The sequence below is a fragment of the Pseudooceanicola aestuariicola genome, from assembly GCF_045763785.1.
In the GTDB taxonomy this organism is placed as follows: domain Bacteria; phylum Pseudomonadota; class Alphaproteobacteria; order Rhodobacterales; family Rhodobacteraceae; genus Pseudooceanicola.
The window spans coordinates 112,557-124,847 of the sequence record NZ_JBJGSF010000006.1 but is presented as its reverse complement, the minus strand read 5'-3'; the positions used below and the strand labels follow the sequence as shown (position 1 = coordinate 124,847).

The window sequence follows — 12,291 nt, the reverse complement described above, 5'->3', positions numbered from 1 at the left end:
CTCGCGTTCCGCCGCCGTAGCGGGTCTCTGGACCCCTCGGTACCTTCCCCAATCCCAGACAAGAGGACGAGACCCATGGCCAACTCCGAGACCACCTTTGCCGAGACGATGGCAAAATGGCAAGCCGAGCGCGAAGCCGCCAACAAGGCCACCCGAAACGAGCTGCTCCCGCAATTGCGAGGCCTCGGCATCACCGAGGTCACCGCCGAATACGAAGGCTACGGCGATTCCGGCAATATCGAAGACGTAACGGTGCAGCCCGCAGGCATTGCGCTCCCTGACGAACTCTGCACGAAGCTCGGCGACTTCGCCTGGTCCGTCGCCTATCACCAGCATCCCGGCTTCGAGAACAACGAGGGCGGCTACGGCACGCTGACCTGGGATGTCATCGCCGACAGCATCACCCTCGATCATGCCGACCGCTACGTTGAATGCTCCCACAGTTTCGATGAGGGCCTGTGACATGGCCCATCCCCTCCATCATGCCGAAAGTTCCGCCCGGAAGTATGGCGGAAAGCCATCCGACTATCAGGCCGTTCACGACTGGTTCGATGCCTCAAAGGAGCATCTCGCCATCTTCACCCACCGTGCTCTGCGCCATCACACGCAAGGCATCTTCGAGGCCGAACGTGTCTTCGGGCTCTCCCTCACCAATGGGGCGGGGCGCGAGATTCCCATCCGCTGGATCGGCGAGCAGCATGTCCGCGAAGACTGTCAGGGCCGCATCCCGAGCCTCGCCGACTGGCTCGGGCGGATTCAGCCCGAGCCCTGGATGGCCAATGGGCATATCGACCGGCAGGCGCATGAGCCCGTCGGCGATCCGCGCACGGAATGGCTGGTCGAGGTGGCAGCCGGCAAGACGATCCTCGGCCTCAAGGACTGGATGGAGGCGAGGGGATCATGATGCGCAACGTTCGCAGGTTCTACGATTGCAGCACCGCACATCTGCCTGAACAAACCGCGCAGGCCATCGAGAACGGGCTCTTTGCCAAATCGCCGAGCATGCAGAATGAGTATGGCTGGCTGTTCTCCGTCCCTGAAACCCTCGCCGACATGCCGGAAGGCGTCGACTGCGACGCCTTCAAGGCGGTCATGGCGTTGGCGACGGATGCCGGGTGCGACTACGTCCTCTTCGATCGGGACGTCCCGCCAGTCCCCTATCTCGAGGTCTTCGACTGGTAGGTCAATCGCGGTTGCACAGAGGCCCGATCCACGGATCGGGCCTCTCTTGTTTCCAACACCAATACTGAAATGGAGATCCAGATGAACATCGCCGAGATCAAGGCCGCCGTGGATGCCGGCAAATCTGTCCATTGGGCGAACGAGGGCTACCGGGTGCATCGGGACGGCCTCGGCCAGTACCTCATCACCTTTGTGCCGAACGGCAGCACGATCGGGTTGACCGACCGGAGCGGCCGTAGGCTGAACGGGGCCGAGGCCGACTTCTTCATATCGGAACCGCGCCATGGTGCCGCGGCGGAAAAGGGGAGGGAAGTGCGCGGGGCAACGCCGGACACCCGTTCCGGCGCCGGGTCGGGCTGACAGGCGGGAGAGAAAGGAAAGAGGGCCTTGTGGTTTTGCGATCCCATGAGGGGTCGAAAAGCAATCCCGCGTGCTCTGGCCAAGTGTCGGGCAGCGGCAAACCCAAGGAGAAGACCCATGTTCGCAGGAACCCTGACCAAGAATGCCGAGACCGCAGCCACCGCCTATTCCGGCATGATCCACTCGAGCCGGTTCGACATCGCGATCCAGCTCGAGACCCGCACGAAGATGTCCGAGCGCAGCCCGGATTTTGATGTGACCGCGGTGAACAAGTCGGGCCGGAAGGTGCGTATCGGCACGGCCTGGAACGAGACCGGCAACACCACCGGTAACCATTACATCTCGATGCAGATCGATGTCGGCCTCGGGCCCTTCCGGGTCAACGCCGTGCAGACGAAGGAAGCACGCGAAGCAATGACCGGTGAGTTCGAGATCATCCCGCTCGTCTCGAACGGTGCCATGAAGTCCGGCTCGATCTCGGGCGAGCTGACCGCGATGGATGCAGACAACGCCTTCGCCGGTTACATCGCCAACATGATGTTTGACCTCGACTTCATGCTCATCGAGAATGAGTTCAAGACCGAGGAGACCCATCCCGACTACCGGATCGAAGTCAGCTCGCCGCGCGGCCACCCGATCCGCGTCGGCTCGGCCTGGATGGCGAAGAGCAACCGGACCGGCAACGACTACGTCTCGCTCCTCATCAACACGCCGGATGGCGATCTGCGGGTGAATGCCGTGCAGAACGAGGAGCAGCGCGGCGGCCAGACCTTCTCGATCATTCCCTTCGTCGAGAGCGGTGCGCGCGAGCGGGACGCCGGTGCGGGATTGTCTCTGGTGTCCTGATGTGACAGGACCTGGTCCCGATCGATAAGCGAGGTCGGCCTAGACCGGCCCGGTCTACCTAGCCTACGGGAGCTGCGGAAACGCGGCTCCCGTTTTTCTTTGTGGTCGATCAGTTCGAGGTCAACGGCCTGTCAGTCGCAGGATGATGGCGAAATCCGTCGGTCCGATAGCCCCGCTGGCAAAGCATCACTCCGGGGTCTCTTCCACCGTGCCATTGTTCTCGGAGGGCGTCTCACAAAAGATCTCTGCGACCGTCACCTGGTCGGGTAGTGGTCCTTGCAACGCGTCCTCGATCGCCTTGGTTGCGAAATTCGCCGAGACCGACGTCGCGAAACTGATCGTCACGGTCAGCACAAGCTCTTTTGCGGTCATGCCCAGGGCCGCGTCGACCGAGCTGTCGGTAACGTCCGCACCGGCCACGCCTTCCAACAGCGCGAGGATATCCTGTTTGGACGCGTCCGCGTCATCGCCAGCAAGGCGCATCACCACCACAACGTCAGTCATTGAAATCGTCCCACATCCGTGTCTCTCGAAATCAACTCAATGCCCGCATGAATCGGGCACGGTCGCGACTATAGCGCGCAAGGTCTCGCCCTGCCTCACTTTTGTTGGGGACCGCCCCGCCGAGTAGCGCCGCAATGTCTTCCCCGAAGGGCGTGGTCACATCGAAGTGGTTCAGGGCGACGAGCGCCGGAAGGACCGAGTGGCGAAACCTGTTCGCGACGTTTTGCACCTCTTCGCCGCTCGCCTCGCGGCGAACATAGTCGCCCGACTTCAGCAGGAGAAGGTGCGGTGCCACGTGACGGAACACGGCCGCGACCACGTTCAGATAGCGCGTTTCGGGCGTTGGATACCCATCCGCGACCGGCCCTTCCGAGGCGAGAAGTTCCAGGGTCGCGAAGACGCCGATGACGATGAACATCATGGCGCTGTCGGCTCTGTCGTCACCGTCGGATGAGAGCCCCTCGATCGTGCGCATCAGCTCATAATCCGCCGACAGGAGGCTGGCCGCGGCGACTCCATCGGCTTCAAGCTCTGACAGGAGCCGGAATGTCGCCAGATCCAGAGGTCGCGGCAAGTCACCCGTGTTTGTTTCCGGATTCAGCGCCTTCTGATAGGCGACATGGCCTGCTGCGGCGTGGCAGGCTTCGTGGGTGGCGAAGAAGGCGACACCGGCAAACCATGACAGCGTCATTGCGGGTTCGATCCCGCCCAACCGCTCGGCCTGAGCTGCGGTCTCTCCTTCGACGTTGACGGCTTGGAGGCGAGACAGGATGAGATCGGGTCCAGCGGTTCCGATCGCGATGCGATAGCGATCCTTGCGCCAGGGCGAAATGATCGCGTCAAGGCCCGCACTGTCGCGATGCCTCCAGTCTATCCGTTCGGCGAAGGCCGTCTCGTCGATCCCGGGGAAGAGCACGTAAGTGACGAACTCTCCGGCGACGCGGATCATGGTCAGGGTTTCGAGGTCTTCCTCACCCATTGTCAGCACCGTCGAGGATGCGATCGATCCGGCGCGTGGCCTCGAAATATCGTGCTTCGCTGACGAGGAACTTCTCGTGATCCGCGTCCGAGGGGCCTTCCCCGAACCATCTGCCGTCGCCGAAACCGATGTTTTTGGAGATCTCGCTCGCCTCGAACCAGGCGGTGTCGTGGACGCGCACCGACTCTTCAAAGTCACACGGCACCAGGTCGTGAAGGGATCTGAACACCAGGTTGGTGAAGTTCATCGCCCGAAAGAGCGGGGAGGGATATTCCGTCCCCGGTCGATCCACCGGACCCTCCCTCGTGTCGAGCGCCCGCATGACAAGGATATGGGCGAACGCCAGCTGGAAGCCGTATTCGAGCCCATCCTCCGCGGCCCAGCCCGTCCGAAACGGATGTTTCTCATCCATGCTCAGGAGCATTTGGTTCAGCCCGTTCGCATCCGCGTCAAACTCGATATCCTGTAGCGTTTCCGGCAGCATGTCTGGCGATCGGCCGGGGGCCTTGTCCAGATATGTTGCCGCTTCGTCGACAAAGCCGGGTGTTGCGTCCGGAAAGAGGAGATCGATATGCCGCCGCAGGAGGTGCGCGAGTTCGTGCGAAATCACGTAGTCGAACATCTGCATCAGTATGTCGACGAAATACTCCGCACGCTCCGCCTCCATCGACCAGTCATCGAAGGCGATGAGCGGGCCGTCGAGCGCCTCTTTCCACGATTTTCCCGGATCCCTCAGGGGGTGCGCGCGCGAAAGCACGTCCGGATGATGGGCTGCGGCCGTAAGGAACCGCCAAAGTTTTCGCAGCAGGCCGAGGCTTATTATGACTGCACGGCGATCGCCCGATTGGCGCGCGGCCGCGTTCGGAGCATCGCCGGCTGAGATGACGAGGTCGATCCCCTTGATGTCGAGGTCCGGATCGCGCGCGTCCAGGAGGCCTATGTTGATGTCGAAGACATGTTCGGTCCAGTGCACCAGTGTCGTCTCGACCGGTGTGAGCCCCGTGACGTCGAGATATCCGCCCATAGTCCTGACGATTGGATCGACCTTCCAATACGCACGCGAGACCTCTTCCATTCGATCACGATATCCCAAAGAATTTCGGAATGGGGTCGCTCCATCGCGCGTCGAACGCGAAGGGTGCAAAAAGCCCGTCCTCCGTTTCGGGGTCCTGATCGAAATAGGCGGCGATCTCTTTCCTGAGGTCGGCCTCCCCCTCCCTGGTAATCGTGTCCCGGAGGAGATCGAGCTCGGGGAAGGCCGGTTCGAGCGGTGCCAATAATTCCATGGCGGGCTCAAAGATCTCCGCGAAATAGTCACTTTCGGGATGTTCCACATTCCAACGCGCCCTGTGGGCGACAGAGTGCAATAGCAACCGCAGATTTGGCGACGGGTAGGTGTCGCGGGTTCCGATCCTGTCGCGTGCCATGCGTTCCTGGCCGACCACGAAGAGTGCGTATCCGACGAATTCGGCATAAAGGTTCTCTTTGCCTGTCATATACTGCCAGCGCGGCAGGGTCGCGGATCGCGCGAAGGCGAACTCGCCGGACAGACCCGAGCAGTAGACGTCCGCATCGATCTCGACATCGCGTAGCGGAAAGCCGGGAGGCGTGTTGACCGCATCCTGGCTCATCAACTCGTCCACCATGCACAGGCCCGCCCCGCCCTGTCGCTGTCTGAGCAGGCCGAGATGCCCTCGCACGATATGGGCCAGCTCGTGAAACAAGACCGGCAGATAGAGTGACTCGAAGAAGAAGAGCCAGCTGCCCTCAATGTCTGGACCGATCTCGTTGATCGTCACGTCAACACAGGTTTGCACCCCGGACGTCCCCACGTCCTCCGCGAAGTCACGGAACGACAGGGACACGGTCCTTTCGAGGCGAAACCCGGAGGCTACCATGCGGGCGAGTACCGAGCTTACGACGGCTGCCCAAAGGACGTAGCCGGAGGTAAACTCGATCGAAAAAGGACTGCCGACGCGCGATTGGCGGGCCCGTGCGTTCAGGTGGGTCTCCGGAGTGACGCCAACCTTGAGATCGCCGCCGTCAGGGAAGGCATACATGTCCCGGATGGCGCCGGTCACGGCACGCGCCGCAGTCTGGAGGTTTCTCAGCGCCATCCGCAACTGTGCCGAGTCAACGTCTTTGAACAGATCTTCAGGGAAGCTGGGGCGGTCTATGTAATGAACCGTTGGCAACACCTGAGACTCACTCCTTTGAACTTGCAAAAGCCTATCTCCGTCGGCCTTTCCGGGCAAATGCCGGATGAACAGGCGTCGCGTAGCCAGTGATTCCGCGTTCGCAAGTACTTAGACAAACGCCTGTGGGCACATATCGAATATTGACGGGTCACCCATATTTGTCGCTCGACAATAGTATACGAAGGGTCGCGTAGTTTAGCATTGCATGAAGTGCATAGCTGCATTGCAGCATTTGCCGTTGTTGCGCCGCAGCATTTCGGGCTAGCCTACTTTTGAGATCGCTCTCCTCTCCTCCTCCCTGGAGACCGGCCTCAGGTTTGCGCCACACCTCCTCCCGTGGCGCGGGCAGAAGAGATCAGACGCCATCCCACCTCCCGGGATGGCGTCTTTCTTTTTTGTCCGCACTGAAGCACTCACAGGATCTCGGGTCGCGAAATCATCGATACTGTCGTATCGTGGTCTCAAGACCAACAATTTTCCGATGATTTCAATTCCGAGAAGAGGGTTTTAGATGCGGGGCTTTCATTTCGTCTTTCCATGTTTGCTCGTGCCGACCATTGGTGTCGCGGAACCCTTCACGGTGGCCAGTTGGAACATCGCGAACCTGGGGGCGCCGGGCTCGGAACTGCGCGGGTTCGACCGCGACGCGGATGACTACACCCGCATCCGGGAGATCATCTCATCCATAGATGCGGACGTGATCGCATTCCAGGAGATTGGCAGCGTCGCGGCGCTGGAAGCGGTCCTCCCCGATCGGTACAGCTTCCGGTTCGAGACCCGCTGCTATGAGAACGCACAGAAATGCGCGGCGGATGCCGATGACATATACAACGCGATCGCGATCAGGGACACGTTCGCGCACGATTTCTTCCAGATCGATGAGCTCGCCGTGCCGCATCAGAACGAATGCGGCGCGCCCGCGCGCCCGGTGCGCGGCGGCGTGGGCGTCGATCTGTCGGTCGACGGGCGACGCTACCTGGTGCCGTCGATCCACCTGAAGGCAACCTGCAAGAACAATTCCGTCGAACCTGGCACGGAGGACGACTGTGCGACGCAGCGCGAGCAGGTGCGTCGCCTGCGCGCCTGGATGGACGCCCAGGACGACGATACGACAATCATCCTGGCGGGGGATTTCAACCGGCAACTCCTCGAGGGGGCGGACAACATCCGGGCGGAGTTCTTCCCGAACGTGCCGCAGGGGCACATCCTGCCGGGTGCCGAGACGCGCGCGTGTTGGTCCTCGTTCGCGTTCGATTTCGCTCGATTGGGCGAAGAGGCCATGGCGAACAACCCGCGGTTCGAGGCCGAGGGTCTGCGCCCATGGCTTTACACGCCCCGCAGCAGCGCCGAGATCGACTTCTTCGTCGTGGAGAACCTCGCGCAAGGTGTGACGCTGACGGCGGATCAGATCGAGTTGACGGGTGACTATGTGTTCCGCGATCCCGGCGCCGCGCTGACCCGTTGTGATGGGAGCCTTCAGCCCTTCGCCGACGGGAAGGTCCTGACCTTTGCGGAAGCCTATCCGAGCGATCATTGTCCGATCGTGATGACCGTCTCGGAGTAGATCGATGTCCTCAGAGAGTCTTGGCGGGCAGATTCTGGTCGGTGTGACGGTGGCCGCGATCGTGGGGATCGGCGGGTGGGTTCTGGGACGTGCGACCGCGCCTGCGGAGCCGCCCTCTCTCGAGATCACCCCCGAAAGCGTCACGGCACAGGTTGGGCTCGACACCGAATTCAACGCGACTGGGGGTCCGGATGTGAGGACACTGACATGGCGTGTCGCGGGGCAACCGGTGGGCCGCTCGCATGTCGCGCAATGTGATGCCGTGGCCGCGCAACTCATGTGCAGGTTCCTGGTCCCCGGGACGTATTCGGTATCTGCCACGGCCACCGCCGCAAACGATTTGGAGGTCACGAGGCACAGTTCCGTCTCGGTGGTGTTCCCGGACAGGTACTACACAGTGTTCATCCAGAACCCGGATCGACAGGTACGCAGCGATGCCTACCGGGTGTTGTTGCGTCGGATCGATTGGGCCAGGGTTCAGCAATCCATCACCCCCTTAATCCTGCTCTACGACCCGGACAAGGGCCGGAATGTGTTCGCCGCCGACACGGTCTTTGAGCCGGATTTTGAGGGCGTGGACGTGTTGCAGGGCCTCAAGCTGCGGATTCCGAGGTTCGCGGAACCGGCGCGCGGCCTCGTCGTCCGCCCGCTGGAGGCGCTCGGCGTCACCGTCACCGAGATTCCCTATGCAGAGGCAATCCTGTCGATCGAACGAGGCGCGGTCGACGGCGGCTTCGTCACCCTGGGCGATCCCACCATCGATCTGCTCGACGCGGACCTCGGGGACATGCGGGCGGAGTAGCATAGCAAGTGGCTGATCCATGATATCCGCCACATGGCTTCCTAAGCCTTACGGCCTCCCCCGCTCGGTTCGCCAAGTCGCAGGGGAGAACGGCCCTGCGGTCCGTCGCGCATTCGGCCATGCGGCCTCACCGCGGCGTAGCACCCAGCATCCCGGTTTGCCCGTCTCGCGAGCAGGCCGCTCCCCGGCCGCTCCGCCGGATTGCGCTCCGGTCTGTTTTGGCTTTGGGCCAAAACGATCCCGCCGCTCCATCCGTCTCCCGCGTCCGGTCGCACCCTTTGCCTGCTCGCGTCGGGCAAACCTACCGTCAAAACACACACACATGAGTGCGGAAGCATATCCTCCGGATGGCCCCCAAATCAGCCCGCGTCAAGGATCGCAAAACTTTTCGGCGAGGGCGGCGGGGGTGAAAAGGGCTGTCCAGTGTTCGATGCCGCGTCTGTGGTGAGCGATGCGCCCGGAAAACTTTTGTGCCCGGCGCGCCGGCGGCTTCGCCGTCCCTGACCCGGACAGATTCGGTGAACCAGACGTACGGCCATGCCACCACACTCACGTGGTGGTTCCCCGAACATCTGGAGACACCAACATGACATACGAGAACGCGAACGCCTACGAGACCATCGAACTTTTCGGCCTGACGGAAAAAGGCGCGGAGCTACCGATCCCCGAGGATCACGTCCTGACCGATAGCATCGTCCGCGAGACTTTCGAGGCCCTGCTTGGCCAGCTGCGCGGCACCGGTCTCGAGACCGAGATCGAACCGCTCGCGCACGGGATCGCCACGATCCTGCAGCGCCGCAAGATCGCTCTGGGCAAGGAGCTTGACCGCACCGCTGATAAGATCGGCGCCCTGGCAAAATCCCATGACGGATCGGAGATCGCCGAGACCGCGCTCGAAGAGGCGCAGGCCCGCTTCCTGCAGGTCCGCGAGATCGTCGGGGCCATCGAGGTGATGAGCGAGGCGGCGGCGGAATGCTACGAGGTCGAGACCGGCCATGTCTTCATCCCGGCATCGGGATCGCGCGCCAGTGCTCGCGCTCAGGAGACCGGAGCGGTCTTCGAGGCCCGGCAGCTGTTGGAGCAGCATGATCGCGAAACCGCCGCGAAGTCGAAGGTCGAGGGTGTCCCTCTGATCGTCTCGGGTGCGACCGACTGGACCGATATCGACGTCATCTTCTCGACACTCGACAAGGTTCGCGAGCGCATCCGGCAGAACCGCAACCAGGAGATCTTCCTCTGTCACAAGGGTGGCAAGCACGGGGCCGAGATGATCGCCGCCCGGTGGGCTCGGGCGCGCGGCGTTGCGCAGGCGCGCTTCGATCCGCGTTGGTCCGCACATGGGCGGGCGGCACCTTTCAAGTGCAATGACGAGATGCTGGACGATAAGTTTGCTGCGACGGGAGTTGTGCTCTTCGGCGGCAACGGGGTCGCGCTGAACCTCGGGCAGAAGGCCGAGGCGAAGGGGCTCACCGTCATGCGGGTCGCCGATCCGGCGAAGAAGACGGCAGACGAGTGATAGAGAGAGGGTCGTGCGCTGCGCGGCCCTTTCGTCGTTTCCATATGCCTGTTCCTAAGCCTCTCGGCCTCCTCCGTACGGTAAGCCAAGTCGCGGTGGAGATATCGGCCGGTGGCCGATCGCGCATTCGGCCATTCGGCCTCACCGCGGCGTTGCACCCAGCATCCCGGTTTGCCCGTCTCGCGAGCAGGTCGCTCCCCGGCCGCTCCGCCGGATTGCGCTCCGGTCTGTTTTGCGGGGCAAAACGATCCCGCCGCTCCATCCGCCTCCCGCGTCCGGTCGCGCCCCTTGCCTGCTCGTGTCGGGCAAACCTGTCGTCAATCACACACATGAGTACGGAAGCATATCCTCCGGATGGCCCCCGAACCCGCCCGCCTCAAGGATCGCAAAACTTTTCGGCCGGGGCGGCGGGGGAGGAGAGGGCGGTCCAGTGTTTGACCCCATGCCTGTGGTGAGCGATGCGCCCGGAAAACTTTTGCGCCCGGCCAGCCGGCGGCTGCGCCGTCCCTGACCCGGACAGATTCGGCAACCAGGCATTCGGCCATGCCACCACACTCACGTGGTGGTCCCTCGAACATCTGGAGATGAGATCATGACCGACGAGAACAAGACCGAGGACGACCTTTGCCGACACTGCGACCGCGCAGGCACGTCGCAGCCCGGAACGGCCACCGGGATGGACCATCACGATAATGGCGGCCATGTCGTCCCCTGCACCGCCTGCGGCAAAGACGCGTTGCGGACCGATTGGGAGACCATCGATGGCGGGAGTGTCAACTTCCACTGGCGCGAGGTCTGTGCGCATTGCGGGCACCTCAGCGAGTCTCTTTTCGCCTGAACGTCACTGCTCACCGGGCGGACCCGTTGCCCGGTGATCCCTCTCTCGAAACCTTCCGCGTCACCGATGACTGCGACACCATCCACGAGAGCAGTCCCGCCCGACCTGGGCCGGGCGGGACTGCTGCACTATTCAACTGTCTGTGGCCCCTCAGACAGACGCAGATGACATGAAGGTCGGTGATGAACGGTCGTCGGTCATGAGGGGCCCCTGCCGGCGGTTGCACCGCCGTCACCGCGCTCGCAGGTTATGGCCGTGCCGGCCTCCACCCGGAACACGAGGCCTCTGGCCACGCTGAGCGGCATACCCCGGCGGCGGTCTCCTGACGGAGCCAGCCGGCGGGGTTGCCCTCATGCGCGCCGGAAACCCCGCGATCCGCCCGTCCGGGTGCAGATCGCTTGGGCGGGCGCAGCGCAACGACCGCGCCGCCCGATGACGGCGACCCGTCCGGGCCGACAACCCTGCAGCCAGACCCGCGGCTGTATCACCGCCCCGGATCGCCACACAGGCGATGGGGATGCTGAGCTTGAGGCAGACGATCGCGGACGTTCCGATCGGGCGCACGCGAACCATCGCGCCGACGCGTTGGATGAGAGGGGCGCGGACCTGGTCAGGTCTGACATAACTCGACAGGACCGAAGGCGGCTGAGGAGCGGGGTGCACATTTGGGTCTCCCCTCTTTGCTCATAGATGTGGATCGCACGGGGTCGGGCGGTCCGTGCCCTCCGCTCACGCTCCGGCAAACACAAATACGGTTTCCACGCGCGGGGCGCGCGGACCCTCCGCATTTGTGTTTGCGGACCTCCCTTGCCCCCCGTGCCGGGTGATCCCCATCGCAAAAAGGAGAGACCCAAATGACCAACCACTACGTCGCCACCGTTCCCGTCAAGTTCACCGACAACGAAGGTCAGGAGCGCACCCGGTTCCAGCGCGTCGGCGCGATGTTCCGCAACACCCGCAACGGGGACGGCTCGGAGTTCTTCAGCCTCAAGCTCGACTTCCCCGTCGCGGTCCAGGAGCTGGTGATGTTCCCGCCGAGCTCCAAGGAGCCGCAGGAATAATCCTCCCAGGAGGATGGGCCGCCCTAGAGGCGGCCCTTTCCCTGTCTCAGGGAAGGCTGCGCCAAGACCGGGGACCCCTGCCTTCGGCCGGTGTCCCCGATAAGGTGTCAGGACCGTCCGCGGTCCTGACGGGGGATTTCAGAGATCGCCTGGAACAGGTCTGCCGGCCAGCCTCAAGGGGGCCATCCGGAATAACAGCCGGGCTGAAGCCCGCCGGTTTTTCCGGCAGAGATTTGGCGGGCCAAATCTGGCCGCCCTTGACCCTGTCCGTCAGCCCCGTTGGTGAAGAGTTGCGCCGCCCCTCGCTTCCGTCCGAACACGGGTCCGTGTTCGGTCAGAACCTCGGGCGCGGGCATGACAACGGGCGGCCGAGGTGCGGTTGGAGATGGTCGGGTTTTCTGGGCCCTGCGGGCCGGGCCTCGCACCTGCGGCGCTCGGCTT

At 63.0% G+C, this 12,291-nt stretch carries 14 protein-coding genes; 10 read left to right on the top strand and 4 right to left on the bottom strand.

Translation table 11 applies throughout. The features are described from left to right. The first annotated feature begins 75 nt into the window (after positions 1-75). From ACI3GR_RS17455 to ACI3GR_RS17435, 5 genes are all read left to right on the top strand, one after another. Positions 76-462 (top strand): DUF6878 family protein, encoded by a 387-nt coding sequence (locus tag ACI3GR_RS17455; protein WP_407496307.1) that lies wholly within the window; start codon positions 76-78, stop codon positions 460-462. A gap of 1 nt (position 463) precedes the next feature. Then, positions 464-904 (top strand): DUF6915 family protein, encoded by a 441-nt coding sequence (locus ACI3GR_RS17450; protein WP_407496305.1) that lies wholly within the window; start codon positions 464-466, stop codon positions 902-904. After that, the gene (locus ACI3GR_RS17445; RefSeq protein WP_407496303.1) at positions 901-1,182 is read left to right on the top strand and encodes a DUF5983 family protein; all 282 of its coding nucleotides are present in this window, start codon (positions 901-903) and stop codon (positions 1,180-1,182) included. The genes ACI3GR_RS17450 and ACI3GR_RS17445 overlap by 4 nt, the downstream gene beginning before the upstream one ends. An 81-nt stretch (positions 1,183-1,263) precedes the next feature. Further along, entirely contained in the window at positions 1,264-1,542 is a 279-nt protein-coding gene (locus tag ACI3GR_RS17440; protein WP_407496302.1) for a hypothetical protein, read from the top strand. A gap of 117 nt (positions 1,543-1,659) precedes the next feature. Continuing rightward, positions 1,660-2,388 (top strand): DUF736 family protein, encoded by a 729-nt coding sequence (locus ACI3GR_RS17435; protein ID WP_407496300.1) that lies wholly within the window; start codon positions 1,660-1,662, stop codon positions 2,386-2,388. Between the two features lie 186 nt (positions 2,389-2,574). On the opposite strand, the gene ACI3GR_RS17430 is transcribed toward ACI3GR_RS17435, so the two are convergent. The 4 genes from ACI3GR_RS17430 to ACI3GR_RS17415 are packed head-to-tail and all read right to left on the bottom strand — an operon-like array spanning position 2,575 to position 6,069. Beyond that, a complete protein-coding gene (locus tag ACI3GR_RS17430; RefSeq protein WP_407496299.1) occupies positions 2,575-2,892 on the bottom strand; it encodes a hypothetical protein in 318 nt (105 codons plus the stop codon). 31 nt (positions 2,893-2,923) lie between these two features. Continuing rightward, entirely contained in the window at positions 2,924-3,871 is a 948-nt protein-coding gene (locus ACI3GR_RS17425; protein WP_407496298.1) for a hypothetical protein, read from the bottom strand. Beyond that, complete coding sequence (locus ACI3GR_RS17420) at positions 3,864-4,946, bottom strand: hypothetical protein (protein ID WP_407496297.1); 1,083 nt, start codon at positions 4,944-4,946, stop codon at positions 3,864-3,866. The genes ACI3GR_RS17425 and ACI3GR_RS17420 overlap by 8 nt, the downstream gene beginning before the upstream one ends. Positions 4,947-4,950: 4 nt before the next feature. Beyond that, the gene (locus tag ACI3GR_RS17415) at positions 4,951-6,069 is read right to left on the bottom strand and encodes a hypothetical protein (RefSeq protein ID WP_407496296.1); all 1,119 of its coding nucleotides are present in this window, start codon (positions 6,067-6,069) and stop codon (positions 4,951-4,953) included. A 511-nt stretch (positions 6,070-6,580) separates the two neighbouring features. Here ACI3GR_RS17415 and ACI3GR_RS17410 point away from each other — a divergent pair. The 5 genes from ACI3GR_RS17410 to ACI3GR_RS17390 all read left to right on the top strand — a co-directional run bounded on the left by ACI3GR_RS17410 (position 6,581) and on the right by ACI3GR_RS17390 (position 11,850). Further along, positions 6,581-7,633, top strand: coding sequence for an endonuclease/exonuclease/phosphatase family protein (locus ACI3GR_RS17410; RefSeq protein WP_407496294.1), 1,053 nt, complete (start codon positions 6,581-6,583; stop codon positions 7,631-7,633). Between the two features lie 4 nt (positions 7,634-7,637). Then, complete coding sequence (locus ACI3GR_RS17405) at positions 7,638-8,435, top strand: hypothetical protein (RefSeq protein WP_407496293.1); 798 nt, start codon at positions 7,638-7,640, stop codon at positions 8,433-8,435. Positions 8,436-9,021: 586 nt separating this feature from the next. Next, positions 9,022-9,951, top strand: a complete 930-nt coding sequence (locus ACI3GR_RS17400; RefSeq protein ID WP_407496291.1) for a DUF2493 domain-containing protein — start codon at positions 9,022-9,024, stop codon at positions 9,949-9,951. A 592-nt stretch (positions 9,952-10,543) separates the two neighbouring features. Then, positions 10,544-10,789, top strand: a complete 246-nt coding sequence (locus ACI3GR_RS17395) for a hypothetical protein (RefSeq protein ID WP_407496290.1) — start codon at positions 10,544-10,546, stop codon at positions 10,787-10,789. Positions 10,790-11,643: 854 nt separating this feature from the next. Next, positions 11,644-11,850, top strand: a complete 207-nt coding sequence (locus tag ACI3GR_RS17390) for a hypothetical protein (protein ID WP_028093953.1) — start codon at positions 11,644-11,646, stop codon at positions 11,848-11,850. Positions 11,851-12,291: the final 441 nt, after the last annotated feature.